Here is a 23,973-nt window from a genome sequence, read left to right on the forward strand (position 1 = left end):
ATGAGCCCCACGCAGACAACGCTCGTCCAGGTCCTCCCGCTGGCGAAGGACCTGGACGAGAACAAGGTGACCCCCGGTGTGCTCGGCTTCATCGTCTTCGCGGTGATAGGCGCTGCCGTGTGGATGCTGATGAAGTCCATGAACAAGCACATGAAGCGCGTCGACTTCGAGGAGCGGCCGGCGGAGGGCGAGCCCGCGCCGGGTGAGTCCCCGGATGAGAGCTCCGCGAAGTCCGCGAAGGCTGCGAAGACCGCGGCGGACGACTCCGCCGCTGAGGCCTCCGCCTCCGCCGAGGCCGCCGCCTCGGCACCACCGAAGCGCAAGGGCTGACGCCCGGCCGCTGCCCACCCGCCGTCCGCCCTCCGTCCGTCTGGAGAACGACATGCTGTTCGGCAGGTTCAAAAACCGCGTCCCCTCCCCCGATGAGGCCCTCAAGGGCCGCCCGGAGCCGGAGTACCCGGTGCCCGAACGCCACACCGTGCTCGGTACGGCGCTGCAGGGCCCGTACCCGGAGGGCCTGGAGATCGCCGACTTCGGCATGGGCTGCTTCTGGGGCGCCGAACGGGTCTTCTGGACGACCGACGGTGTCTGGACGACTCTGGTCGGCTACCAGGGCGGCTCCACCCCCAACCCGACGTACGAGGAGGTCTGCTCGGGTCTCACCGGGCACACCGAGGTCGTACGCGTCGTCTTCGACCCGTCGGAGATCTCCTACGAAGCCCTGCTCAAGCGCTTCTGGGAGGCCCACGACCCCACCCAGGGCTTCCGCCAGGGCAACGACACCGGTACCCAGTACCGTTCGGCGGTCTACACCCACTCCCCCGCACAGGCCGCCACCGCCGAAGCCTCCCGTACCGCCTACCAGCAGGTACTGACCTCCTCCGGCCTGGGCGAGATCACCACCGAGATCCTCCCCGCCACCGACCGCCCCTTCTACCCCGCCGAGGGCTACCACCAGCAGTACCTGGACAAGAACCCCGGCGGCTACTGCGGGATCGGCGGCACGGGCGTGAGCTGCCCGATCGGGGTTGCGGACTTCCCTGAGGAGTGAGCTGCCGGACGCAACCATCGGAATGACGCCCGGGCGCCGGACGTGGCATGCCCCGCACGCCTCCGGCTCTCCGGCGGGAATCGGTCTTACCGTACGAGCAATCCGTCCGGATACCGGACGACGTCTCGTCACTCCGACGTTCCCCTGGAGGCCACGATGCCCAGCCCGCCCAAGCCGTTCGGCACCGTCGTCAGCGACAACGGCGTCAACCTGCGCAAGTATCCGAGCACCGACTCCTCCATCGTCGGCGCCCTGAGCCACGGCACCGAGGTCGGTCTGCGCAGCAAGGTGAACGCCCAGAACATCGACGGCAACAGCATCTGGTACCTGCTGCGCGACAAGGCGGCGTGGGTCGCCGCCCGGCACGTCGACAACACCGGACAGGTGCCGCTGTCCAAGGACGTCGAACCGGTCGCCCCCCAGGGCTGACGGCGGACCGGGCGTCGAACCAAGTGGCCCGCCGGGGGCGGCTCCTGCCCCACCGGGATCACGACCACCGGCGAGTGCGGCGCATGAGCTCCTGTCGTCTGTCAGTCCTGGGCTGCGGTCGCCGCCCGGCCAACTCCGAAGAAGGACGCTTGTGTCCGGCGCCATTCGTCCTCCTTGATGTCAGTCGTGGATGTCAGCCGGGTCGCGGTCCAGGCTCGTTGTCTGTGGCATGTGTTTCACTCTCTGGCCATGGACGAACGGGAACTGCTCGAAGCCGTTACCTCCTTGGTTCGGCCGGGCGGGCGAGAATTGGTGTGCGGCCGGTCCGGGCACCCGGCGGGGCATGTGTGCCTGGCTGTCTCCGGCGCAATCGACCTGTCGACTCTCGTCAAGGAGTTCAGCCGTCGGTACGGGCAGCTGCGTAACCTCGCCATGGGCGGTTGTACCGATCCGACGGTGACCGAGCGGACCGGGCTGCCGCTCCTTGCTCCGTTCGCCGGGGAGCTGGTCGAGATGCGCGGATGGGCGTACGGCAGTCGGTGGATCGGCTGCGGTGTGGTCCGTGCCGGGGACGGCGAACGGCTGGTGGCGCTCGTGGCGGAGCGGGCTGCGCCCTCGCCGGATGCACCGCCGGAAGAAGCTTGCTGGGTGGACCCTTTTCTCCGTGTCACAGAACTGCCCGAAGATGGTTCTACGTGGGTTCAGCGAGTGATCGAATCGACCGGGTGGAAACCGCTCGGGCTCTCCGCCGACTGGGCGGCGATCGAAGGAGAGCTGGGGGTCCCGCTGCCGGCGGACTACAAGAAGCTCTACGAGGCTTTCGGCGGCGGCGTCTTCAGTGATTCCGTTTACTTCCTGGGGCGCGATGAGGGCGTCTCGTTCGATTTCCTGACACAGTGGCGGGTCTCCCTGTCGGTCGATCAGGACAGCAACCTCGGAAGCGGCTCCGCCGTCGAGCCCTATGCGGTCTATGCGCCGGGCCGCAAGGGGGTGGCTGTATGGGGCTCCACCGAATGGGCCGACGAGTACAGCTGGCTGATCGATGCCGAGCGGCCAGGCGATTACCCCGTCCTCGCGCGGTCCCATGACGGAGGACCATGGCACCGGTACGACATGTCCACCTCCGAGTTCCTCTACCGCGTCCTTGCCGATGCCGAGTTCCAACCTTTCGGGATCGCACAGTACGACCTCGGCGTGACGTTCAAGCCCGGCTCCGGCGGCCGCCTCGACGGGCGGCCCCTCTGACGAGAGGCGGGCCGACTCACGTGCGTGGGCACGACGGTGGCGGCGTTCCTCATCCAGCGGTGGTGGATTGAGATGGGTGCGGAGGGGGCAGGGGCGTCAGTGCACTGATGCACTGTCATGAGCATGATTCCCCCCACTCCTTCCCCCACAGGAGGATCACCGTGACACTCAGAAGCGCCGCGCGGGTGTTGATCACCATGCTTGTGGTGGCTCTGTCCTGGACCGTCAGCCAGGCGTCCGCCGCACCCGCACCCGTACCCGCGTCCGCAACGCACACCGCCGCCGCGGTTGTCCTCACGTACGACACCTCGGGAGCCGCGGAGTTCGTCGACGCGGTCGACAAGGGCGCGGCGGTCTGGAACGGCAGCGTGGAGAACGTCCGGCTGAAACCGGCCGCGTCGGGCGACCGGGCCAACATCGAGATACTCGCCGACGACGGCTGGCCGCGTGCGCGAACCACCAGCCTGGGCAACGGCACCATATGGATGGGGCGGCAGGCGGTTGACGAGGGTCACGACTCCATCCGTATCGCCGCGCACGAACTCGGCCACATTCTGGGGCTTCCCGACATGAAGCCAGGACCCTGCAGCAGCCTCATGTCCGGGGCCTCGGCCGGTGTCGAGTGCACCAACGCCCAGCCCGACGCCGGCGAACGGGCCGCCGTCGAGGACAACTTCGCCTCCGCGGGCGTCAGCCCCGCGGTGTACGAGCCTCGGCTGTACCAGGACCGGCCCGGCCCCGCCTGATCACGGAACCGGCGCGCGCGGTGGTTCCCGTCGAGCGGGGGCGGGGGCACCGTGCGGGCCTGAAGAGCTGCTGCCGGTCGGAGCCAGCCGTTCGGCTTCCGGCTGCGGCGCCGAGGCCGGGCCTCAGTTCGCGGCGGCGTTCTGGGCTCGGGTGAGGGCCACCTCCAGGACGACGAGGAGGGCGTCGCGGACCGAGCCGGTTTCGCGGGCGTCGAAGACGATCAGCGGGACGTGGTCGGAGATGTCCAACGCCCAGCGCACCTGGTCGAGGTCGTGCTGGAGCTCCCCGTCGAAGGCGTTGACGGCGACGGCGAAGGGGATGTCCTTGTGCTCGAAGTAGTCCACCGCCGCGTAGCAGTCGTCGAGGCGGCGGGTGTCCACGATCACCAGGCCGCCGAGGGCACCCTCGGTCACGTCGTCCCACATGAAGCCGAACCTGTCCTGGCCGGGTGTGCCGAACAGGTAGAGCTTCAGGGTCGGGGAGATGGTGATGCAGCCGAAGTCCATCGCGACCGTGGTGGTGGTCTTGCCGGGCGTGTGGGTGAGGTCGTCCACACCCGCCGCGACCTCCGTGATCGCCGCCTCGGTGGTCAGGGGGCGTATCTCGGAGATCGCGCCGACGGCCGTCGTCTTGCCGACCCCGAAGCCACCGGCGACGACCAGTTTGACCGGCAGCGGCGGCTGTTCAACCGCTGTCCCGGAGTGAGCCCCGTGAGTCGGGGACGGCACGGAGACCATCGATAACCCTTCGCAGTACGGAGATGTCCTGGGCTGTCTTCGCGTTCGGCACGTGGACCGTCAGATGCCCCGCGGTACGCAGGTCGTCGGCCAGTACGCGGACCACGTTCAGGTGCAGCCGCAGCCGGGAGGCCAGTTCCGCCACCGACTGCGGCCGTCGGCAGGCGGCCACGATGTCGTGGTGCTCGAAGGTGAGCGAGGGGAGGGCGGCCAGTCCGGCCGACGTCGCCACGACCTGGGTCTCGACCGGGAGCGGTGTCGCCGCGCCGCGCCCCGAGACGCGGCCTGCGGTCAGCAGGAACGGCCGGATGGCGGGGGCGCGGCCGACCGGCTCGTCGACCGGACCGGGGGTGCCCGCCACGCTGCCCGGCACGCCGTCCGGCATACCGTCCGCCGCGCTGTCCGCAGCCTCGTGCGGTACTGGTTCACCGGCGGCCATCACGATCCCTCCCGAGTGCCTGCACCCCTGTCTCCGCGTCGTGTCCCGGTCCGGCCTGCCGGTCAGCCGGCCGGTGCCGCACCGGCGGTCTTCTTGAGCTCCAGCACCAGTTGGGGGGTGAGCGCGGACCCGGCCCGGTTGGCGAAGAGGGTCATCTCGTAGGCGATGTTGCCCAGCTTCGCCTCCTTGGAAGCCACCACGCCGAGGACGGCGCCGCAGCCGATGGCCGAGACGAGGACGTGGCCGCCCTCCAGGTCGATGATGACCTTGTTCAGGCCACCGAGGCCGTAGTTGCCGGAGGCTCCGGCGGCCAGGCTGGTGATGCCCGAGACGATCGCGGCGAGCCGTTCTGAGGCGTCCTGTTCGCGCGGCTGGGAGACGGCGATCAACAGGCCGTCCGAGGAGACCGCGATGGCGTCGACGACACCTGCGGTCTGGGTGGCGAACCTGTCGAGCAGCCAGGTGAAGTCGGCCACCGCGGCTCGCAGGTCGGTGGCCTCGGCCCGCTCGGAACTGCTGTTACCTGTCGGCGTGCTCACTGCCCGGCTCCTTCGGGGGTTGCTGGTGTTGCTGCGTCGGCGGCTGTGCCGGGGCGGAGGCACTGTCCTGCTCCGCCCTGTGCACGGCCGCCTCGAACTCGTCGAGTTCCGAGCGGACCGCTTCGGCGTCGACGGGTTGGCGTACGGCCGGGATGCCCCGGTCGGCCGGTGGGGTCGTCATGGGAAGGGTTGCTCCTCGTACTCGCCGTCGCAGTGGCCTGGGGGACTGCGCTTCAGCGGGCTGCGGCCCCTGGCCTGCCGGGAGCTGCTGCTCCTCGCCGGCCGGGCCCTGCTGGCCCTGCTGGTCCTGCTGGTCCTGCCCGGACGGGATACGCCGGGGAAGGCCACCGTCCCGCGCCGGGGCCGCCACCCGCCGCCGGGGCGTGCCGGAGGGGGCCGGAACGGGGGCGCCGGACTTGCCGGGCTCAGCGGACTCGGGGGGCTCACCGGGCACACCAGCCTCAGTGGCCACAGGCACCACCCCCGGCGCGGGCGCGACGGCGAGCCCCGTGGCGGCACCCTGTTCCGCCGCCCCCCGCCCCGACGTGGCCGGGACTTCCGGCGCGGCCTTGACCGTGCCGACCGCGCCGACCGCGCCGTCCATGGGCCGTACCGGCGCGGGCTCCGTGGGGCTCGGGCTCAGCAGCAGCGCCGAGGGCACCCATACGGTGCCGGTGATGCCGCCGCCCGGTGTGCGGCTGAGCGTGACGCGGATGCCCCAGCGCCGGGCGAGGCTTCCGACCACGAAGAGGCCGAGCACCTTGGTCGGCACGAGGTCGAGCCGTTCGCGGCGGATCAGCCGGGCGTTCTCCTCGGCGAGGCGTTCCGCGCTCATGCCGAGGCCGTGGTCGATGACCTCGATCAGCGCGCCGCCGTCGGAGGTGACATCGGTTCCGGGCCGGACGACGACCTCGACGGGGGTGTTGGACGGGGAGAAGGTGACCGCGTTCTCCAGCAGTTCGGCGAGCATCAGCGTCAGGTCGCCGGTGACGTCGGGCGCGACGGTCGGATCGGCCTCGGCCCGCAGGGACACCCGCTGGTAGGCCTCGATCTGGCTGAGCCCGGCCCGCAGGACGTTGGCCAGGGTGGTCGGCCGGGCCTCCACCTCGGTCTCGCGGATTCCGGCGAGCAGCATCAGGCTGTCCGCGTTGCGCTGGAGCCGTACGGCGAGGTGGTCGATGCGGTAGAGCCGCTCCAGCACCTCGGGGTCGGTCTCCTCGCGTTCGACGGCGTCGATCAGCATCAGCTGACGGGAGGTGAGGTTGCTGACGCGGCGCCCGACGTTGCCGAACATCTCGGCGACGTTGCGGCGGCTGAGCACCTGCCGCTCCAGCAGCGCCGCGGCGGTGACCTGCACCTGGTTGAACGCCTCGGCCAGGTCGCCGACCTCGTCGCGGACCGGGACGGGGATCGGGTGCGGCCGCAGCGGGGTGCTGTCCGCCGACTCGTCGTCGTCCTCGTCGACCCGGGCGAGCTCCTCCCCGGTCACCTCGACGACCTCCTGGGCGGCACCGGTCAGCGCCGTGAGGGGGCGGACCACCGAGCGCCGGACCAGGACGGAGAACGTCAGCCAGGCCACGAACCCGAGCAGCGCGAGACCGAGCAGGGCCAGCGCCTTGCGCAGGGCGCTCTCGGAGAGCTCGTCGGCGCGGGCCGCGGTCTGTTCGATCAGCGAGCCGGTGATCTCCAGCCGGGCCTCGGCCTGCCGCGTACCGGCGGCCATCGACTTGCGCAGTGCGCGCGGGGACTGGCCCTGCAGCGAGCTGGGGTCGATCCGCAGCTCGGCGAACTGGGCGTCCACGCCGTTCTCCTCGGACTGGCGCTCGATCCCGCTGAGGGTGAGGACCTGTTTCCGGGTGGCGAGTCTGCTGAAGCGCTCCGCCTGGTGCTGGAAGAGCTCGTGTGCTCCGACGGCGCGGGTGTACTCGGTGAGCGCGTTGGCGTCCTGGGTCTGCGCGGAGAACACCCCGCTCTCGAAGGCCGCGTGGGCCGCGTCGGCGCGCAGTACCGCGTCCAGCAGACCGGTGACCGTGGACGCCTCGGTGCCGGAGTAGCGGTCGAGTCCGACGCCGTCGATCAGGTAGCCGACCGCAGCGGCGTACGCGGGGGAGATACCGGCCGCGGGGACCGAGCCCCGTTCGACCTTGTCGCGGAGTACGGCCAGGCCCTGGATGTACTCCAGCGCCCGCTTCTCGTCCTTCGGCAGGCCGGCACCGAACGCCGAGCGGACGGCTTCGGCCTGCTTGTCGGTGGTCCGCTGCGCCCGGCGGTAGGCGGTGGTGGACGGCAGGGTGCCGCCGGGCCGGGTCGACTCGTGCCGTACGGACAGCAGGAGCGCCTGCCGCTGCTCGGCCTGGAGCTCGTTGATCAGCTGGGTGACCTGCTTGCTGTCACGCACCAGATCCGCGATGCGGTCGGCGTCCTGAGCGCGCTGCACCTGGCTGTTGACGCTGAGGCCGAGCAGTACGCCGACCGCCACGACGGGCACGATCACCAGGACGTTGAGCTTCCGCCGGAACGGCCACCGGTCCAGGAGGACTCCCGCCCGTCGGCGGAACCTCGGTGTCAGGGGTGCGCGCGAGGAGAGGTCTCGTTCGCGCGGTGGGTCCACTGTGTCCACAGACGCCCCTGGCCTCCTTCCGTGCACTTCGAGCGATGACCGAGGTGTGGCTGTCGTCGGCCGCCGCCCCCCGGGGCGCGCGGCGGCGCACATCCCTGCGGGCGCACGTTCCTGCGAGCGCACAGCGCATACGAGCGCGCAGCCCGAGGCGAGCCGAACGCACAGCGCATGCGAGCGAAAAGATCGCGCCACATGCCCGGGGGCGGTGAACACTACCGTCCGGGCGCGCACATGCAAGACATCGCTCACATCGTGGCACGAAGTCTGCGCCGTTTATGGCGTTTTCGTGCACGGGGAAACCGCTCGGCCCCGGAGACCGGGTGCCCACGGCTGCCCGTCGAGCCGCCACCACCCGTACGCTGTCCCTCCCCCCGCGCCTCCGGCCAAGCCGTCCGTATCCTCTCTTGCCCTGCGAGGAGAACTGTGTACCCCACCCCCAAGGCGGTTGTATCCCGCAAGGCGGTCGTCACGGCCGTCGCGCTCATGGCCGTGGCCGCCACCGCCGGCTGCGAGCCCGACACCACCGCGTCCCCCAGCCGCACCGTCGAGCCCGGGTGCCCCACCGCCCTGGCCAGAGCCGAACGGGCGGTCAAGAAGGCCGAGGACGTCGACGCGCCCTGGACCGGCCCCACTTCGGGGCCCGGGGCCGTCCGGGGAAAGAGCATCGTCTACCTCGCACAGACCCTCAGCAACCCCGGCGTCACCGGGGTCGCCCAGGGCGTCCAGGAGGCCGCCAAGGTCGTGGGATGGCGCGCCCGCACCCTGAACGGCAAGGGAACACCCGAAGGCTTCAAGGCCGCCTTCGACAAGGCCCTGGCCCTCGATCCGGACGGCATCGTCGTCGGCGGCTTCGACCCGGGAATCGTCAAGAAACAGGTCGAGCAGGCCGAAAGGCGCGGCATCCCGGTGATCGGCTGGCACGCGACCCCGGCCCCCGGCCCCAACGAAAAGCTGCACCTGTTCACCAACGTCACCTCACGGGTGGAGGACGTCGCCCGTATCAGCGCGGACTGGATCATCGCCGAGTCCAGGGGGCGCGCAGGCGTCGTGCTGTTCACGGACGCCTCGATACCGTTCGCCAAGCGCAAGTCCGACCTGATCAAGAAGCGGCTCGACGACTGCTCCGACGTCAAGCTGCTGAGCTACAAGAACCTCCCCATCCCCAAGGCCAACGCCCGCTCCACCAAGGAGGTCTCGGCCCTGCTGTCCCGGTTCGGGGACAAATGGACCTACTCGGCCGCCATCAACGACCTGTACTTCGGCCACGCGGCGCCGGCGCTACGCGCGGCCGGCAAGGACGGAGCCGGCGCCCCGCACAACATCGGCGCCGGTGACGGCGACCCGTCCGCCTTCGAGCGCATCAACGGCAAGAAGTACCAGGCCGCCACCGTGCCCGAGCCGCTGTCCGAACAGGGCTGGCAGATCGTCGACGAGTTCAACCGCGCCTTCGTCGACGCACCGGCCAGCGGCTACGTCGCCCCGGTCCACATCTCCACCGCCGCCAACAGCGGCGGAGCGCTCTCCTGGGACTCCGAGGGCTACCGCCAGGCCTACCGCCGGATCTGGAACTCTTGAGGCGCCTGACCGCCGTGCCCGGACGGTGCCCTTCCGCCGTCGTCCGCCAGGTCGACGAGCAAGCTCAGCGCCGCCTGTGACGGGGTGCCCGGGACGGCGTGGTGGATCACCACCCGCTGGCCGTCGTCGGGGAGGGCCAGGAACTCCACGGCGAGGGTGAGCTTGCCGACCAGAGGGTGGCGGAAGGTCCGGGTGGCCGCTCCGCAGTCGGCCACCGTGTGATCGGCCCACAACGCGGCGAACTGGGGGCTGTGCAGCGAGAGGTCGCCGATCAGCGAGGCGAGCTGCGGTGCGTCGGGGTAGCGGCCCGCGATCAGGCGAAGATCCGCCACGGTCGAGTGCGTCTTGCCGTGCCAGTCCTCGTACAACTCGCGGGTGTGCGGGTCGAGGAAGAGCAGCCGGGCGATATTGGGGCGGTCGGCGGGGGCGCGGTCGGGCTCGTCGTCAGCGGGTGCGTCGCCATCGGGCGCGTCGAAGGGCAGGTGGCCGGCGAGCAGCGCATGGGCGGCATGGTTCCAGGCCAGCACGTCGAGAAAGCGGCCCAGCACCAGCGCCGGTACCCCTCCGAACGACTCGACCATGGACCGGACGGCGGGCCGCACCCGCTCCGGCTCCAGCGCCTGCCGCCGGGCGCGCGGCCGGGGCCTGGCCAGGGTGTACAGGTGGGCGTGCTCGGCGTCGTCCAGGCCGAGCACCCGCGCTACGGCGTCCAGCACGGCGTCCGAGGCGTTGGGGCTCAGGCCCTGCTCCAGCCGTGTGTAGTACCCGGCGCTCACCCCGGCGAGCTGCGCCAGCTCCTCGCGCCGCAGCCCGGGCACCCGCCGACGGCTGCCGTATGTGGGCAGTCCCAGATCCTCGGGCCGCACCCGCGCACGTTTCGCCCGCAGGAAGGCCCCGAGCTCGCCGTCTGTGTCCATGGCAGCAAGTCTGCGGTACGCCGAGCCGACGTGCCTGCACCTGTCAGGGGCAGGCACGGCAGTGGTACCCACGGCAGTGGTACCCACGGCAGTGGTGTCAGCGGCAGGGGTGCCAGTGGCAGAGGGCTGGTTGGCCGCCGAGCGTCGGCCGAGTCTGGGTGTCGCGGGGGCCGGACCGGTCCCGCCGCGAGAGAGAAGACGTCAGGACGCGTGACCGACGTCACGCACACGACACAAGACGCAAGACCTGGATCAAAGGACTCCCCCATGAACACCCTTGTCGTCCTCGCCCACCCCGACCTGGCCGCCTCCCGGGTCAACGCGGCCCTCGCACGCGCCGCGCGTTCCGTCGAAGGCGTCACCGTCCACGAGCTGTACGCCGCCTATCCCGAGCCGCTGCCCCGCTCGCTGGATGTCGGGCGCGAGCAGCAGCTCCTGCGCACCCATGACCGCATCGTCCTCCAGTTCCCGTTCTACTGGTACTCCGCGCCTCCCCTGCTGAAGCAGTGGCTGGACGAGGTGTTCGAGCACGGCTTCGCGTACGGGTCGAAAGGCACGGCGCTGCACGGCAAGTCGCTGCGGATCGCCACCACGATCGGCAGCGGCGCCCACGAGTACCGTGCGGACGGCATGCACGGATTCCCCGTCCCCGACCTGCTGCGCCCCTTCGCCTCGACGGCACGGCTGACGGGGATGCGCTTCCAGGAGCCGTTCCTGGTCCACGGCACGCATGTGCTCACGGACGAGGAGCTGGCCGGTCGTGCGGACCGCTATCGGCGGCTGCTGCTCGGCCGTCCGGAGCTGGAGCCGGAGCCGGGGGCAGGGCGGGTGCCGGGACCGCTGACAGTGCTGCGGGGCTGACCACCCGGCGGGGCGGTACGGCGACGTGCCAGCCCGGGTTGTAGGTGCCCGGCACAGGGTGGAGGTGCCAGCCCGCCCGGGCCGCCCAGGCGGGGAGCGGCACCTGGCGCAGCACGAGGGCGTGCGGACGGCCCACGGAGGCGGGGCGGCAGCCGGCGGTGTGGGCGACGGGAACGGTGGAGCTGTTCCCGGCCAGCCGACAGGGCGGGCGTACGCCGTGGGCGCGCAGCACCCCTTCCATGCGCTGCCAGTCGTGGCGGGCCGCCGCCTGGATGCCCGAGTGCAGCTGCAACTGGTGCAGCTGGAAGGCGAGGTGCGGCAGTACCAGCGCTGCGCCGAGTGGTACGAGCACCCGCAGCCGTGCCGCCCGGCGCGTCCCGCGCGCCCACCGCAGAGCGCTGCTCACCCCCAGCGCCGCGACCGGCGCCAGCAGCGCGTAGCAGGGCAGCAGGAAGCGCGGGGCCGCGTAGTTCATGAGGAAGAGGTACGGCACGGCCACGGCCACGGCCGCCAGGACCGGGAGCAGCGCGAGCACCGTACGGCCGTCCCGGCGCGCCGCACGGATGCCGAGGGCCACCAGCGGCGGGACCAGCAGCCACCAGCCTGCGGACGCCCAGTCGACGTCCACGCCCGTGCAGGGGCGGCACAGCAGCGGCCCGTCGAGGGCGGCCGCGTGCTGCCACAGGGTGTGGAGGGAGAGATGGGGCCGCATCCCACCCTGGATCTCGCCCGCCTCCCGCACGCGCTCCAGTACGCCACCGAAACGGAGGCGGGCCTCCACGGCCCAGGGGAGCAGGCCGAGGAGGAGGCCGCCGGTGAGGGCTGCGGCGCACCGCAGGGCCCAGGCGGCGCTGGGTGACCGCCCCTTCGCGTGGTTGCCACCGGCCGCGCCGGCCCACAATGCTGCTGCCAGGAGCACGGCGGCGGGCCCCACTGCGTCGTTGGGCCGCATCAGTGTGGCCCCGCCGAGCGCCAGCGCCATGGCGGCGTACGTGCGCTTCCGCGCCGAGGACCGGTCCGCGTCCGCGGGGGCGCGCAGGAAGCAGCCGACCGCGCCGGTCAGACCCATCGCCACGTAGTGGTTGGGCATCGCCGCACCCGCGTAGAACAGCGCGAACCACACGCTGGAGTACAGCGCGGCCGCCAACGGCACGACCCCGCGGCGCCCGACCGCCCTGACCCATGGCAGATACCCCAGGTAGAGCGCGACCGACGCCGCGACGGTCAGGTAGCAGCGCAACAGCACTACGGAGTCGCTGACGGCTGCCACCGGGGCGATCAGCAGCGGGACTCCCCTCGTCCGGGGCGCGCTGAACGGCGTTTCCGGCCCGAACGCGGGGAAGCGGCTGGCGTAGACGAGCTCGTCCCAGCCGAGGGGGAGTTCGGGCGGTACGAGGGCCAAGGAGAGCGCTCCGAATGCGGCGCACGCTGCGGCCAGCCATCGCTGATCAACCCGCACAAATGATGACATGGCGTCATCTTTTCGCCGGTGCGGCGCGGGTTTGGGTAGGCCACGCCCGGGGTGGCCCCCTCCCTTCGGGGTGCCCCCGCTTGTGGACGCACGCCCCGTTTGTGTCCCGGCTCGCCGCCGAGTGGTCGTGTCGAGGGGCGAACCCCTCACGGGGTGGCCCCCCGCTTGTGGACGCACGCCCCGTTTGTTGCTTCGGCTCGCCGCCGAGTGGTCGTGTCGGGGGGCTCCGCCCCCCAACGCCCCCCGCTAGGTGTGTTGTTCGGGGAGGTTGGTGACGCGGCTGGCGGGGGTTTGGCCTTTGATGCCGGTGTGGGGTCGGTGGTGGTTGTACCAGTCGAGCCAGCCGGGAAACGTTGCTTGTCGTTCGGTTTCTGAGGTGTAGGGCCGCTGGTAGGCCCATTCTTCGAGCAGGGTGCGGTGGAAGCGTTCGACTTTGCCGTTGGTCTGGGGGCGCCAGGGGCGGGTGTAGCGGGGGCGGATGCCCAGGTCGTGGCAGGTGGTCTTCCAGGTTTTCTGGGTGTAGGCCCAGGCGTTGTCGGTCAGGACCCGTTCGATGGTGATGCCGTGGCGTGCGAACCAGGCGGTGGCCCGTCGGAGGAAGGCGGCGCAGGTGGGGGCCTTCTCATCGGGCAGGTTCTCGGTGTAGGCGAGGCGGGAGTGGTCGTCCAGGGCGGTGTGGAGGCAGGCGTATCCCTTTCCGTGGCGGCGGTCCTTGTTCGGGCTGTCGGCCCGGCCGTGGACCTTGTGGCCGCCGCCGTCGGGGATACGGCCGAGTTTCTTGACATCGATATGGACGAGTTCGCCGGGGCGGGAGCGTTCGTAGCGGCGGACGGGCTCGCCGGTGGCCCGGTCCAGGGCGGCCAGGGGAGGCATGCCGCAGCGGGCCAGGATGCGGTGGCAGGTGGAGGCGGCCGGCCCGGTGCGGGCGGCCAGGCGCAGGGGCCCGATACGGTGCTCGCGGCGCATGCGCACCACCTGCGCTTCTGTGGCGGGCGGGGTCTGTCCAGGGCAGTGACGCGGACGGCTGGAGCGGTCGTACAAGCCGGCCTCTCCCCGCTGCCGGTAGCGGGAAGCCCACCGGGCGGCGGTGGTGTGACTGACCTGGAAGCGTTCGGCAGCCTGGCGCAGCGGCCAGCCCTCCTCCACGACACAGCGAGCCAGACGCAGACGGCCGGTCGGGGTCAGCGGGGCATTACGGTGGATCACGAGGGCCTCCTGCACTCGGCGGTAGATGTCGCAATCCACACCGAGCCAGAAGGCCCTCACCCCGTTCAAGGACCACCCACAGCGTGTCACCTGTCACCAACCTCCCCGAACAACACAGCTAGGTGGGCTTCGCCCCCCCTAGGACCCCCCTGCCGCATGGGACCATCCCATTGCCTTTCAAGCATCCCCTCATTGGTGCGGGTCCTTGGACCGGCCGGTGACGACCCTGCGGGAGTCACCGGCCGGACCAAGGGCCTGGGGCATGAGCCGGGACGAGGGAACGTGAACCGGGGTGCCCTTTTGCGGAAGGGGGCTCCTAGGGGGGCGAAGCCCCCGTAGCGGGGGGCCGTTGGGGGGCGGAGCCGCCCCAACGCCCGTCCGGCGAGGACCCGGGGGTTTGGGGGCGGAGCCCCCATGAACGGGAGGGGGCCCAAGAATGGGCCCTCAACCATTGGGGGCGGCCTCAACCATTGGCGCCCCAGTTCCAGAGGGCCTGGAGGACGGGCCCCAACGCATGGCCGCGCTCAGTCAAACGGTACCGAACCGACGTCGGCCACCCCACAAACCGCTCACGATGCACAACCCCCACCTCGACGAGCTGGCGCAGCCGATCCGTGAGGACCTTCGCGGAGAGCTCAGGCAGCGCGGCCTCCAACTCACTGAACGTATGGGGCCCGCGCAGCAACTCGCGGATGACCAGCGTCGTCCAGCGGCCCCGCAGCGCGTGGAGGGTGATCTCGACCGGGCAGGAGGCCGTGGGTGCGAGGGTCCGGGCGCGCGGATCGTCGGGCAGGCCGGGCCGGTGATGGCCGGGGCCGCAACTGACCGTTCGGTGAGCCACGTCGGCGGGTCCTAACGTCGGGAGCGTCCGTACGCGCCGAGCCTACGGCGCCGTACCGAACCTGAGGAGAACTCGACGATGAGCAGCGAGATGAGCAGCGGAAAGAGCGCGGCGATCCCGCTCCCCGTGGCCCGTGAAGCAGCCGACGTGCCGGCGGTGTTCGCCGAGCGGTTCAACTCCGGGCAGCCGCAGGCAGTGGCGGAGATGTACGAGGCGGGGGCCGTCTTCGTGTCGCCGGACGGCACCGTCGCCGACTCCCCCGAGAGCATCGCCCGGGCCAACGCGAGCTTCCTCGCGCTGGGTCTGCCGATCACGGTGCGGCCCCGGCAGGTGTACGCGGCGGGCGATACGGCGCTGCTCATCGTGGACTGGGTGATCGACGGTACGGCCCCGGACGGGCGCCCGACGCATATCGAGGGCACGGCGACCGATGTGGCCAGGCGGGGTGCCGACGGGGTGTGGCGCTACGTGATCGACCGCCCGGCCGGCTAGGCCCCCGCCCCCGCCCCGGCCCCGGCCCCGGCCCGGCGGAAGACCGTGGCCATGCTCGCGGGGTCGTAGTCGTCGGGGACGCCGTCGACGATGACGACATCCCCGTCGATGTGTGCCGTCCGCAGCGGCAGCAGTTCCTGGTAGGCGGGCGAGGCGTACCAGGCGTGGACCGACTCGCGGTCGGGGAAGGCGATGATGACGACGCCGCCGTTCCAGGTGCCCTCCACCACCTCGGGGGCGCCGCCGTGGACGAGGAAGCGGCCCCGGTAGGGGTCGAGGCTGGCCTGGAGGCGTTCGACGTAGGTGATCAGGTCGGCGTGGACCTCACGGTTGAGCAGCCGGGCGACGGCATAGGCGGTCATCTGGGGCCTCCTCGAGAGGTAAATCGGTGGAACCGCGAGACGAAGCGGGATAGGAAGCGCTGGGCAGATGGAGCGCTTCCGACGTGAGCAGTGTCGTCGCGTCGGGCGGAAGGCGTCGATGACGTCGTGGGTAATGGCGGGGCCGCCCACCGGGCGCTCCGCGAGATGGAGGAGCGCGATGGCGCAGGCAGGACCGGCGGAGCCGCAGGCGCAGGCGGAGGGCGGGCCGTTCACTGTTCCGGTGACGGTACGGGGCTATGAGACGGACACCCAGGGGCATTTGAACCAGGCCGTGTATCTCCAGTACGCGGAGCATGCGCGCTGGTCGCTGTTGCAGGCGGCCGGTATCGAGCAGAGCGCGCTGGTGGCTTCGGGGGTCGGTCCCGTGGTGCTGGAGCAGACGCTGCGCTACAGGCGGGAGTTGCGGGCCGGGGACGAGGTGACCGTCAGCTGTGCCTTCGAGTGGGGGGAGCGGAAGATCTTCGGGATGCGCCAGCTGATCGTCAAGGCGGACGGCGCGGTGGCTGCTGAGCTGACCGGCGTGGGCGGGATCATGGATCTGGGGGCGCGGCGGCTGGTGGCCGATCCGGGCGGGGCGTTGCGCGAGCTGGCGACGGACCCGAAGATCCTGGGGCTGGAACAGCTGGAATAGCCGGAACAGCGGGATACGGGGGGCGGTCGCCCGCTTCGTGGCCGTACATGCGTGTGGGCCCCGCCGATGGCGGGGCCCACAGTGCGGTGGAGGTGTCAGACGGCGGAGCCGGCCTTCCACTGCGACCAGCTCATGTTCCAGCCGTTGAGGCCGTTGTCGGGCTGGATCGTCTTGTCGGGCGAGCCCTTGACCTCGACGACGTCACCGATCAGCGAGTTGTTGTAGAACCAGGCACCGTCGGTGTCGGGGTTGTTGGCCCCACGGGAGTCCTTCAGGCCGACGCAGCCGTGGCTGGTGTTGCCGGAGCCGAAGGGTGCGCCCCAGTAGTTGCCGTGGATGAAGGTGCCCGAGGTGGACAGCCGCATGGCGTGCGGGACGTCGGGGATGTCGTAGCCCTCGGCGCCCTTGCGGCCGAACCCGACGGTGTTCCCGTCCATCCGGGTCTCCTTGTGCTTCTCGGAGATCACCATCTTGCCGTTGTACGTCGGGTTGGAGGCGCTTCCGGCGGAGATCGGGATGGTCTTGATGACCTTGCCGTCGCGCTCGACCTTCATCTGGTGCGACTTGACGTCGACCGTGCTGATCTGCTGGCGGCCGACGTTGAAGGTGACCGTCTTGTCCTGGACGCCGACGTTGCCGTTGCCCGCGTTCACCCCGTCGAGCTTGAGGTCGAGGGTGATCTTGGAGTTGGGCTTCCAGTACTCCTCGGGGCGGAAGTCGAGCCGGTCGTTGCCGAACCAGTGGCCGACGACCTCCTGACCGCTGGTCGAGCTGACCTTGATCGCGGACTGGACGGCCTTCTTGTTCTGGATCTGCTTGTCGAAGGTGATGGAGACCGGCATGCCGACGCCGACCTTGGCACCGTCCTCACCGGCGTAGGTGCCGATGAAGCTGTGCTCAGGGGCGACGGTGGTGAAGGTGCGGTTCTCCACGGCCTTGCGGCCGTCGCTGTCCTTGGCTGTCGCGCTGATCTCGTACTTGGTGGCGCGTTCGAGCTGCTGCTTGGGCTTCCAGGACTTGCCGTCGGAGGAGAGGGCGCCCTCCACGGTGGCGCCGCTCTGCGCCGCCTTCAGGGTCACCTCGGTGAGCTTCCCGCCCTTGACGGAGACATTGGCGCCGTTGTTGATGCTGGCGTTGTCCGCGCCGTCCTTGGCCGCGATCTTTATTCGGGCGGCCGAGCTGTCCTTGCCGGCGGCTATGTCGTTCTTCGCGGCGGACTTCTCCTTGTCGCCGCCGTCGTCACCACCGCTGCAGGCGCTCAGCGTGAGCACCCCACCGAGCAGCGCGGCCGTGACCGCGAGACCCTTGCGGTGCTTCCCCACCGTCATCACTGGCTTCTCCATCTGCCTTCGGAACCCCATGTCTCCCCGGTAAAAGCTGCGTAGCCCCCACAGCGCCCGAAATCGGACATGTGCGCTCCAGCTCCACGCATAAGAACGCATCGGGGACTATGACCGGTTCCACTTTCGGTAAAACTGTGGTCTAGGACACCTATCCGCCTGGTTTGTAACCTCTCCTGGTTCCCAGGAAAAGCGGAAGCATGCCTTCCCCCTCGCCTCCACCACTCAGTAACATCGGCCCGCGTACGGTCAGTTCACTACTGATCCCCCGAGCCGCACGTCGTACCCACGCACCCAGGAGGGCGTTTCGTGTCCGAGGCCGGACCCTCGAAGCTGTCAGTCCACCGCCGTCCTCTGGCCACCGCAGCGGCAGCCGGCGGCGTCCTGTGCGCCCTCTGGTTCGTGCCCACGGCCAACGCTACCCCCGAAAAAGCTGACCATCCCACCCATCACAGCAACACTGTGACGCGGTTGGAACATGACCGGGGTGCCGACGCCGAGTAAGCACCGTTCTGTCACCGCATGACAACTCGGCGTCAGCAACCCCAGGTCACACCTAGGCCAACGGCCCCGTGACCGCTTCCGCGGCGGACACCAGCGCGCCGGACCGTACGAAGGTCTCGGTAGCCGCCAGGTCCGGCGCCAGGTAGCGGTCCTCGCCCGGGCCCTCGGCACCAGCCGCCCGCAGCGCGGCGACCACGGCCCCGGCGGCGGGCCCCGGCGCCAGCCCGGCCGTGGCGGAGCGCAGCTCCACGGCGCGGGTGGCCGCGTACACCTCCACGGCGATCACCCGCGCCAGCCCGTCCACCGCCGTACGCAGCTTCCGCGCCGCCGACCAGCCCATGGAGACGTGGTCCTCCTGCATCGCGGAGGACGGGATGGAGTCGACGGAGGCCGGGACGGCGAGCCGCTTCAACTCGCTGACCAGCGCCGCCTGCGTGTACTGGGCGATCATCAGCCCGGAGTCGACCCCCGCGTCGTGGGCGAGGAACGGCGGCAGGCCGTGCGAGCGGTTCTTGTCCAGCAGCCGGTCGGTACGGCGCTCGGCGATGGAGGCCAGATCGGCGGCGGCGACGGCCAGGAAGTCCAGGACGTAGGCGACCGGAGCGCCGTGGAAGTTCCCGTTGGACTCGACCCGTCCGTCGGGCAGCACGACGGGGTTGTCCACGGCCGACGCCAGCTCCCGCTCGGCGACCGTACGGGCGTGCGCCAGCGTGTCGCGGCCCGCACCGGCGACCTGGGGCGCGCACCGCACCGAGTAGGCGTCCTGCACGCGAGGCGCGTCGTCCTGGTGGTGCCCGGTCAGGCCCGAGCCGTCCAGCACCTTGAGCATGTTGGCGGCGCTGGCGGCCTGCCCGGGGTGCGGCCGGATGGCGTGCAGCTCAGGTGCGAGCACCCGGTCGGTGCCCAGCAGGGCCTCCAGCGACAGCGCGGCGGCGATGTCGGCCGAGGTGAACAGGCGCGCGAGGTCGGCGCAGGCCATCAGCAGCATGCCGAGCATCCCGTCGGTGCCGTTGAGGAGGGCCAGGCCCTCCTTCTCGCGCAGCTCGACGGGGGTGATGCCGTGCTCGGCCAGGAGTTCGGCGGCGGGCCGCAGCTCACCGTCGGGACCTTCCGCCTCGCCCTCGCCCATCAGTGCGAGGGCGCAGTGCGAGAGGGGGGCGAGGTCTCCGGAGCAGCCCAGGGAGCCGTACTCGTGCACCACGGGGGTGATGCCCGCGTTCAGCAGGTCGGCCATGGCCTGGGCGACCTCGGGGCGCACTCCGGTGCGGCCGGAGGCGAGCGTCTTAAGCCGCAGGAACATCAGCGCGCGCACCACCTCGCGCTCCACCCGGGGCCCCATCCCGGCGGCGTGCGAGCGGACGATGTTGCGCTGGAGCCGGGCCCGCAGATCGGGGCCGATGTGGCGGACGGCGAGGGCGCCGAAGCCGGTGGAGACGCCGTAGACGGGGTCGGGCTTGGCGGCGAGGTCGTCGATGAAGCGGCGCGCGGTGCGCAGCGCGTCCAGAGCCTCTCGGTGCAGCTCGACACGGGCACCGTCCCGGGCGACGGCGATGACCTCCTCAGGGCTGGTGCCCGAGCTTCCGACCACCACAGTGTGCATATTCATATTCACGAACCCTAATGAGTGAATTGCCATCTGTCACGAGTGTGCAGGCGACCAAGGTGCGCACATCCGTATCGCCCAAGTCGTACGCGACGTATGCTCTCCCGTATGAGCTCACGTATGCGGACGACGGTCAGCCTGCCGGCGGATCTCGTCGCCCACGCCCGCGCCGCCTCCGGCGGCAACCTGTCGGCCTACGTCGAGCACGCGCTCAGAGCGCAGCAACTGCGCGACGCGGCGCCCGCGGTGCAAGCCTGGCGCGGGGAGCGGGGCGCTGCGGACGCCGAGGAGTTCGCCGACGTCTTCGGTGAGGACGTCGCGTGACGCCTCTCGCTCGCGGCCAGGTCTGGCGGGTCCAGCTCGCCACCAAGAGCCGGGTCGTAGTCATCGTCGAGTCGGACGCCGCCCTGGACGCCCTGCCCGGCACCGCCGTGTGCATGATGATCGACGAGACGCAGGGCGCCCCGGACACCGTCGTCACCATCCCGCTGACGCACCCGGTGCGCGGTGCCGCCGTCGCCGTCGACCTCACCGCCCTCAGCGACAAGCGCCTGACCGCCGGTGAGTTCCTCGGCACCGTCGATGCGGAGGCGATGGAAAGGATCTCCGCCTCGCTCCGCGTCACCCTCGACCTCAGCTGACGGCTCATCCTCCCCGGCCGCGGCGGAAGCGGCGGCGGTCAGGGGAGGGTGGGAGGGGGTCGGCAGCGGCGGCCAGCCGGAGCGTGGGGTCCTCGGGTCCGCCTTCCCGGCCCGCCACCACGGGCTTGCCGGAGCGCAGCGCCTTGGCGCGGTACTGGGCCGCGTCCGCCAGCCGGAAGATCCGGTGCGCCGAGCGCACTTCGCCGACCGGGTCACCGGTGGAGGCGACCCCGCAGGCCACGCCCTCGCCCAGCTCCAGCTCGGCCGCGCCCCGGCACAGCTCGTCGGCGGCGCGTACCACCTCGTCGGCCGTGGGCCCGACGGCCAGCAGACAGAACTCGTCGCCCCCCAGCCGCCCGGCCAGCGCTCCGGGCAGGGTCGCCGCGCCCGCCGACAGGACCGCGGCGAACCGTTCCAGCAGCCGGTCGCCCGCCTCGTGCCCCTGCGCGTCGTTGACGCCCTTGAGGCCGTTGATGTCGCAGACGACGAGGCTGACGACGGTGCCCAGCTCGCGGTGCAGCTCGACGGCCTCGTCCAGCCGGGTCTCGACGGCGCGGCGGTTGGCGAGCCCGGTCAGCGGGTCGGTGTAGGCGAGGCGGCGTACCTCCTCGAGACGCTCGTTCTGCGCTATGCCGGAGGCTATGAGCGCGGCGAGCACCGCGGCGAAGTCGGCGTCGTCCCGGGTGAAGGGCGGCGCGGCGGCGGCGCGTGCCACATACAGCTCGCCCCAGGCCCGGCCGTGCAGCACGATCGGGGCGATCACACAGGACCCCCGCCCCCTGCGGCGCAGCGCCGCCACCCGCCGGTAGCTGTGCGCGGCCTCGCCCTCGGCCTCGGCGGTCTCCTCCGGGCCGTCGCCCTCCACCCACGCCTGGGGCCGGCCGCCGCCCGCCCACCACTCGTGCAGCAACGCTGCGACCTGCGGGAAGTCATGCACGGGATACGACTCGTCGGAGGGGAACTCGGCCTCCTCGGCGGCCCGTTCCCCCACGTTGACCAGCACCCGCAGCCGGCCGCGCGCACGCTCCCAGACGGATATCGACGCGAACGCGCCGCCCATCGCCTCGCAGGCACCCCAGGCGGCCGCCTGGGCTATGTCCCGGTGGGAGAGCGCGGCGGTCGCCTCCGGCTCGTCCTCGTCGTACGGGTGCGGGCGGGCCGTCGCGGGCGCGGCCGTCTGTGCCGCCGCCATCGCCTGGGACAGCCCTACGACAGCGCTGAGGCGCGCGTCGGCGTCCTCGCCGCCCTCTCCCGTTCCGCCCATACCGCCAAGATTAGGAGGCTTCGCCCCGTTCTGCCGTGCGACCCCTTGCGGAGAGCTTCACTCTACGAAGAAAGCCGTCGCCCCGCCGGGGAATCGCAACTCTCCCCCGAGTTCGAAGAACCCCACTCCCCGGCCGGTCCGTCCGCACTCCCCCGGCCGGTCCGATTCCCCTTTCACTCCCCCGGCCAGTCCGGCTTCCGCTTCTCGTTGAACGCCGCCACTCCCTCGGCGCGGTCACCCGAGAAGGCGACCGTACGCCAGGCGGCCTCCTCCACCTCGAGCCCCGCCCGCAGGTCCATGCCCCATCCGGTGCGCAGCGCCCGCTTGGCGGCGCGCAGCCCGACCGGCGAGTTGGCGGCGATCCGCTGGGCCAGCGCCAGCGCCTCCGTACGGTCCTCACCCTGCTCGGTGAGCAGGTCGACCATGCCCAGCGCGTGCGCCTCGGCCGCGCCCACCCGGCGCGCCGAGAAGATCAGCTCGGCGGCGCGTGCGGCACCCACCCGGCGCGGCAGCAGCTGGGTGCCGCCCCCGCCGGGCACCACTCCGACCGACACCTCGGGCAGCCCCACCACGGCGCTCGCGTCGGCGACGATCAGATCGCAGGAGAGCGCCAGTTCGTACCCGCCGCCCAGCGCGTAGCCGTGCACGGCGGCGATGGTGGGCATCGGCAGCTCCAGCACCCCGGTGTAGGCCGCACGGGCGCGCGGACGCTGCGCCGCCAGCTCGGCGTCGCTGAAGGAGTTGCGCTCCTTGAGGTCGGCGCCGACGCAGAACGCGCGCTCGTGCGTGGAGGTCAGCACCGTCGCGCGTACCTCGCCGTCCCGCGCGAGCACGACACACGCGTCCGTGAGCGCCCCGGCGAACGCCGTCGAGACGGCGTTCATCGCGCCGTGCCGGTCCATCACCAGCTCCGCGACGTGCCCGTCCTTGCGGACCCGCACCCACTCTCCGAACGTCTGCTCGCTCTGTGCACTGTGATCCATGAGGAGCACGATAACGATGGTTAACTCTCTTGGGTACGGCGCCGCAGCAGCCACGGCTCCACCACGCCCAGGCCACGTACCGGACGCTGGTAGAGCGGCTGGAGCGCGAACCGGTAGCCGGACAGGTCCTCGCTCTCCTTCTCCGACTCCGGAGCGGCGCCCGAGGCGGTCAGCTCGGCGCGGAAGGCGCCGTCCACCAGCACCGTGTCCTTGGGCGCTATCGAGGTCAGCCGGCTGGCGAGGTTGACCGTGTTGCCGAACACGTCACCCATCCGGGTCGTCATCGTGCCGAACGCGATGCCGACCCGCAGCTCCGGCATCGTCTCGTCGTTCGCCATCGTCTCGATCAGCCGCAGCCCGATCTCCGCCGCCGTGCTCGCGTCTTCGGCGACGTAGAGGATCTCGTCACCGAGCGCCTTGATCAGCCGCCCGCCGTGCGCGGCGACCAGGTCGGCGGAGGTCGTCTCGAACGCCTCCACCAGCTCGCCGAGCTCCTCGTCCTCCAGTCGTCGCGTCAGCCGGGTGAAGCCCACCAGATCGGCGAAGCCGATGGCCTGCCGCCGGTTGACCATCTCGTCGTCGTCCTGTGCCTGGACGACCCGCCCCGTAGCGGCGGCGAGCTGGCGGCGCCACACATAGACCAGGAACTCCTCCAGCTCGGGCAGGAGCAGCTGCACCAGTGGAAAGGTGACCTCGTTACGCGTCATTCCCGGCTCGGGCGGCTCCGTCAGACCCATCAGGAACGAGTCGATCTGCCAGTCCGCCAGCCGCGCCGTCGTCTGCCCGGTCGAACGCGCCACCTGCACGGCCATCGACTCGCTCAGCAGCCCCGCCTCAACCAGGCCGGACAGCCGCCGCAGCGCCAGTACGTCCGCCTCGGTCAGCGCGCGGGCCTGCCCCACGTCGGCGAAGCCCATCGCCCGCCAGAACCGGGAGGCCAGCTCCATCGAGACACCAGCAGCGCGGGCCGCCTGGAACGGCGTGTACTGCCGTGGCGAGCCCAGGATCAGCTCCTCGATCCGCAGCGCGCTGGGGTCGGGCTCGTCGTCCTCCGGGTCCCCACCGGGGCCCTCCGGGGGTGGGGGCGGGTCGTCGGGTCCCTCACCACCGGGGCCGCCGGGTGCGCCGGCGTTGGCCGCGCTGATGCCTTGTGCGTCGGCGCCGGGTGTGCCGGCGCCGGGCGCCGGGGTCGAGACCTCGGCGGTGGGCGGGGCCGTCGGTGGGGTGCCCGGTGAGGCCCCCGGTTGCGGGCCCTCGGCCGGTGAGAGGTCCACTCCTGGGGGCGGGTCCGTGGCCGCCGGTCCTGGACCCGGAGCCGACTCCCCGGCCGGGGCCGGTTCGGGGGGCTCCTGGGTGCCGGGGTCGGGCGCCTGGGCGCGGCCGCCGCCATCGGAATCCGAGGCCGCTCTGCGTTCGGGCATGCCCGGTTCGTCCACGGTCACCGCGGGCTCCCC

General features: G+C 71.4%; 24 protein-coding genes. 11 read left to right on the plus strand and 13 right to left on the minus strand.

Features of this window, described 5'->3' with window-relative positions; translation table 11 throughout:
* From HC362_RS11560 to HC362_RS11580, 5 genes are all read left to right on the plus strand, one after another.
* The gene (locus HC362_RS11560) at window positions 1-330 is read left to right on the plus strand and encodes a hypothetical protein (RefSeq protein WP_243083877.1); all 330 of its coding nucleotides are present in this window, start codon (window positions 1-3) and stop codon (window positions 328-330) included.
* Between the two features lie 52 nt (window positions 331-382).
* Window positions 383-1,051, plus strand: coding sequence for a peptide-methionine (S)-S-oxide reductase MsrA (gene msrA, locus HC362_RS11565; RefSeq protein WP_243083878.1), 669 nt, complete (start codon window positions 383-385; stop codon window positions 1,049-1,051).
* Between the two features lie 156 nt (window positions 1,052-1,207).
* A complete protein-coding gene (locus tag HC362_RS11570) occupies window positions 1,208-1,480 on the plus strand; it encodes an SH3 domain-containing protein (RefSeq protein WP_243083879.1) in 273 nt (90 codons plus the stop codon).
* A 249-nt stretch (window positions 1,481-1,729) separates the two neighbouring features.
* The gene (locus tag HC362_RS11575; RefSeq protein ID WP_243083880.1) at window positions 1,730-2,725 is read left to right on the plus strand and encodes an SMI1/KNR4 family protein; all 996 of its coding nucleotides are present in this window, start codon (window positions 1,730-1,732) and stop codon (window positions 2,723-2,725) included.
* A 161-nt stretch (window positions 2,726-2,886) separates the two neighbouring features.
* Window positions 2,887-3,471 carry a snapalysin family zinc-dependent metalloprotease gene (locus tag HC362_RS11580; RefSeq protein WP_243083881.1) on the plus strand — a complete coding sequence of 195 codons (585 nt, stop codon included), beginning with the start codon at window positions 2,887-2,889 and terminating at the stop codon, window positions 3,469-3,471.
* A gap of 123 nt (window positions 3,472-3,594) precedes the next feature.
* On the opposite strand, the gene HC362_RS11585 is transcribed toward HC362_RS11580, so the two are convergent.
* From HC362_RS11585 to HC362_RS11600, 4 genes are all read right to left on the minus strand, one after another.
* Window positions 3,595-4,209, minus strand: coding sequence for an ATP/GTP-binding protein (locus tag HC362_RS11585; RefSeq protein WP_243083882.1), 615 nt, complete (start codon window positions 4,207-4,209; stop codon window positions 3,595-3,597).
* Entirely contained in the window at window positions 4,157-4,594 is a 438-nt protein-coding gene (locus tag HC362_RS11590; protein WP_243088502.1) for a DUF742 domain-containing protein, read from the minus strand. Before HC362_RS11590 ends, HC362_RS11585 begins: the two co-directional genes overlap by 53 nt.
* 116 nt (window positions 4,595-4,710) lie before the next feature.
* Window positions 4,711-5,187: a roadblock/LC7 domain-containing protein gene (locus HC362_RS11595; RefSeq protein ID WP_243083883.1), complete on the minus strand. Its 477-nt coding sequence runs from the start codon at window positions 5,185-5,187 to the stop codon at window positions 4,711-4,713.
* Window positions 5,168-7,798, minus strand: coding sequence for an ATP-binding protein (locus tag HC362_RS11600; RefSeq protein ID WP_243088503.1), 2,631 nt, complete (start codon window positions 7,796-7,798; stop codon window positions 5,168-5,170). Before HC362_RS11600 ends, HC362_RS11595 begins: the two co-directional genes overlap by 20 nt.
* A 492-nt stretch (window positions 7,799-8,290) precedes the next feature.
* Here HC362_RS11600 and HC362_RS11605 point away from each other — a divergent pair, with 492 nt between their 5' ends.
* Window positions 8,291-9,382 carry a substrate-binding domain-containing protein gene (locus HC362_RS11605; RefSeq protein WP_243088504.1) on the plus strand — a complete coding sequence of 364 codons (1,092 nt, stop codon included), beginning with the start codon at window positions 8,291-8,293 and terminating at the stop codon, window positions 9,380-9,382.
* On the opposite strand, the gene HC362_RS11610 is transcribed toward HC362_RS11605, so the two are convergent.
* Complete coding sequence (locus tag HC362_RS11610; protein ID WP_243083884.1) at window positions 9,358-10,299, minus strand: helix-turn-helix transcriptional regulator; 942 nt, start codon at window positions 10,297-10,299, stop codon at window positions 9,358-9,360. The genes HC362_RS11605 and HC362_RS11610 overlap by 25 nt on opposite strands.
* A 267-nt stretch (window positions 10,300-10,566) precedes the next feature.
* Between HC362_RS11610 and HC362_RS11615 the strand changes: the two genes are divergently transcribed.
* Window positions 10,567-11,160, plus strand: a complete 594-nt coding sequence (locus tag HC362_RS11615) for an NAD(P)H-dependent oxidoreductase (RefSeq protein WP_243083885.1) — start codon at window positions 10,567-10,569, stop codon at window positions 11,158-11,160.
* A gap of 1,717 nt (window positions 11,161-12,877) precedes the next feature.
* Here the strand turns inward: HC362_RS11615 and HC362_RS11620 are convergent.
* Together HC362_RS11620 and HC362_RS11625 are read right to left on the minus strand one after the other, a co-directional pair.
* Complete coding sequence (locus tag HC362_RS11620) at window positions 12,878-13,837, minus strand: IS481 family transposase (RefSeq protein ID WP_243083886.1); 960 nt, start codon at window positions 13,835-13,837, stop codon at window positions 12,878-12,880.
* Window positions 13,838-14,300: 463 nt separating this feature from the next.
* Window positions 14,301-14,678, minus strand: coding sequence for a helix-turn-helix domain-containing protein (locus HC362_RS11625; protein ID WP_243083887.1), 378 nt, complete (start codon window positions 14,676-14,678; stop codon window positions 14,301-14,303).
* A 78-nt stretch (window positions 14,679-14,756) separates the two neighbouring features.
* Here HC362_RS11625 and HC362_RS11630 point away from each other — a divergent pair, with 78 nt between their 5' ends.
* On the plus strand, window positions 14,757-15,170 hold the full coding sequence (locus HC362_RS11630) for a DUF4440 domain-containing protein (RefSeq protein ID WP_243083888.1): 414 nt from the start codon (window positions 14,757-14,759) through the stop codon (window positions 15,168-15,170).
* Here the strand turns inward: HC362_RS11630 and HC362_RS11635 are convergent.
* Window positions 15,167-15,532 carry a DUF1330 domain-containing protein gene (locus tag HC362_RS11635; RefSeq protein ID WP_243083889.1) on the minus strand — a complete coding sequence of 122 codons (366 nt, stop codon included), beginning with the start codon at window positions 15,530-15,532 and terminating at the stop codon, window positions 15,167-15,169. The genes HC362_RS11630 and HC362_RS11635 overlap by 4 nt on opposite strands.
* 178 nt (window positions 15,533-15,710) lie before the next feature.
* Here HC362_RS11635 and HC362_RS11640 point away from each other — a divergent pair, with 178 nt between their 5' ends.
* The gene (locus HC362_RS11640) at window positions 15,711-16,184 is read left to right on the plus strand and encodes an acyl-CoA thioesterase (protein ID WP_243083890.1); all 474 of its coding nucleotides are present in this window, start codon (window positions 15,711-15,713) and stop codon (window positions 16,182-16,184) included.
* A gap of 95 nt (window positions 16,185-16,279) precedes the next feature.
* Here HC362_RS11640 and HC362_RS11645 read toward each other — a convergent pair whose 3' ends face one another.
* The gene (locus HC362_RS11645) at window positions 16,280-17,527 is read right to left on the minus strand and encodes an Ig-like domain-containing protein (RefSeq protein WP_243083891.1); all 1,248 of its coding nucleotides are present in this window, start codon (window positions 17,525-17,527) and stop codon (window positions 16,280-16,282) included.
* A 553-nt stretch (window positions 17,528-18,080) separates the two neighbouring features.
* Complete coding sequence (hutH, locus tag HC362_RS11650) at window positions 18,081-19,634, minus strand: histidine ammonia-lyase (protein ID WP_243083892.1); 1,554 nt, start codon at window positions 19,632-19,634, stop codon at window positions 18,081-18,083.
* A 105-nt stretch (window positions 19,635-19,739) separates the two neighbouring features.
* On the opposite strand from hutH, the gene HC362_RS11655 reads away from it, so the two are divergent.
* A complete protein-coding gene (locus HC362_RS11655) occupies window positions 19,740-19,955 on the plus strand; it encodes a type II toxin-antitoxin system CcdA family antitoxin (RefSeq protein ID WP_243083893.1) in 216 nt (71 codons plus the stop codon).
* The gene (locus HC362_RS11660) at window positions 19,952-20,272 is read left to right on the plus strand and encodes a type II toxin-antitoxin system PemK/MazF family toxin (protein WP_243083894.1); all 321 of its coding nucleotides are present in this window, start codon (window positions 19,952-19,954) and stop codon (window positions 20,270-20,272) included. Before HC362_RS11655 ends, HC362_RS11660 begins: the two co-directional genes overlap by 4 nt.
* Window positions 20,273-20,276: 4 nt before the next feature.
* Here HC362_RS11660 and HC362_RS11665 read toward each other — a convergent pair whose 3' ends face one another.
* The 3 genes from HC362_RS11665 to HC362_RS11675 all read right to left on the minus strand — a co-directional run bounded on the left by HC362_RS11665 (window position 20,277) and on the right by HC362_RS11675 (window position 23,961).
* On the minus strand, window positions 20,277-21,536 hold the full coding sequence (locus tag HC362_RS11665; protein ID WP_243083895.1) for a diguanylate cyclase: 1,260 nt from the start codon (window positions 21,534-21,536) through the stop codon (window positions 20,277-20,279).
* A gap of 173 nt (window positions 21,537-21,709) precedes the next feature.
* Entirely contained in the window at window positions 21,710-22,519 is an 810-nt protein-coding gene (locus HC362_RS11670) for an enoyl-CoA hydratase-related protein (protein WP_243083896.1), read from the minus strand.
* Window positions 22,520-22,539: 20 nt separating this feature from the next.
* The gene (locus HC362_RS11675; RefSeq protein ID WP_243083897.1) at window positions 22,540-23,961 is read right to left on the minus strand and encodes an adenylate/guanylate cyclase domain-containing protein; all 1,422 of its coding nucleotides are present in this window, start codon (window positions 23,959-23,961) and stop codon (window positions 22,540-22,542) included.
* Window positions 23,962-23,973: the final 12 nt, after the last annotated feature.

The organism is Streptomyces sp. 891-h, assembly GCF_022760275.1.
In the GTDB taxonomy this organism is placed as follows: Bacteria; Actinomycetota; Actinomycetes; order Streptomycetales; family Streptomycetaceae; genus Streptomyces; species Streptomyces spirodelae.

What these genes read in the sequence shown, in the direction of transcription:
- HC362_RS11560 (WP_243083877.1), top strand. Translation starts at nt 1, where the DNA reads ATGAGCCCCACGCAGACAACGCTCGTCCAGGTCCTCCCGCTGGCGAAG.
- msrA (WP_243083878.1), top strand. Translation starts at nt 383, where the DNA reads ATGCTGTTCGGCAGGTTCAAAAACCGCGTCCCCTCCCCCGATGAGGCC.
- HC362_RS11570 (WP_243083879.1), top strand. Translation starts at nt 1,208, where the DNA reads ATGCCCAGCCCGCCCAAGCCGTTCGGCACCGTCGTCAGCGACAACGGC.
- HC362_RS11575 (WP_243083880.1), top strand. Translation starts at nt 1,730, where the DNA reads ATGGACGAACGGGAACTGCTCGAAGCCGTTACCTCCTTGGTTCGGCCG.
- HC362_RS11585 (WP_243083882.1), bottom strand. Translation starts at nt 4,209, where the DNA reads ATGGTCTCCGTGCCGTCCCCGACTCACGGGGCTCACTCCGGGACAGCG.
- HC362_RS11590 (WP_243088502.1), bottom strand. Translation starts at nt 4,594, where the DNA reads ATGCCGGACGGCGTGCCGGGCAGCGTGGCGGGCACCCCCGGTCCGGTC.
- HC362_RS11605 (WP_243088504.1), top strand. Translation starts at nt 8,291, where the DNA reads ATGGCCGTGGCCGCCACCGCCGGCTGCGAGCCCGACACCACCGCGTCC.
- HC362_RS11610 (WP_243083884.1), bottom strand. Translation starts at nt 10,299, where the DNA reads ATGGACACAGACGGCGAGCTCGGGGCCTTCCTGCGGGCGAAACGTGCG.
- HC362_RS11615 (WP_243083885.1), top strand. Translation starts at nt 10,567, where the DNA reads ATGAACACCCTTGTCGTCCTCGCCCACCCCGACCTGGCCGCCTCCCGG.
- HC362_RS11630 (WP_243083888.1), top strand. Translation starts at nt 14,757, where the DNA reads ATGAGCAGCGAGATGAGCAGCGGAAAGAGCGCGGCGATCCCGCTCCCC.
- HC362_RS11635 (WP_243083889.1), bottom strand. Translation starts at nt 15,532, where the DNA reads ATGACCGCCTATGCCGTCGCCCGGCTGCTCAACCGTGAGGTCCACGCC.
- HC362_RS11640 (WP_243083890.1), top strand. Translation starts at nt 15,711, where the DNA reads ATGGCGCAGGCAGGACCGGCGGAGCCGCAGGCGCAGGCGGAGGGCGGG.
- HC362_RS11645 (WP_243083891.1), bottom strand. Translation starts at nt 17,527, where the DNA reads ATGGAGAAGCCAGTGATGACGGTGGGGAAGCACCGCAAGGGTCTCGCG.
- hutH (WP_243083892.1), bottom strand. Translation starts at nt 19,634, where the DNA reads ATGAATATGCACACTGTGGTGGTCGGAAGCTCGGGCACCAGCCCTGAG.
- HC362_RS11655 (WP_243083893.1), top strand. Translation starts at nt 19,740, where the DNA reads ATGAGCTCACGTATGCGGACGACGGTCAGCCTGCCGGCGGATCTCGTC.
- HC362_RS11665 (WP_243083895.1), bottom strand. Translation starts at nt 21,536, where the DNA reads ATGGGCGGAACGGGAGAGGGCGGCGAGGACGCCGACGCGCGCCTCAGC.
- HC362_RS11670 (WP_243083896.1), bottom strand. Translation starts at nt 22,519, where the DNA reads ATGGATCACAGTGCACAGAGCGAGCAGACGTTCGGAGAGTGGGTGCGG.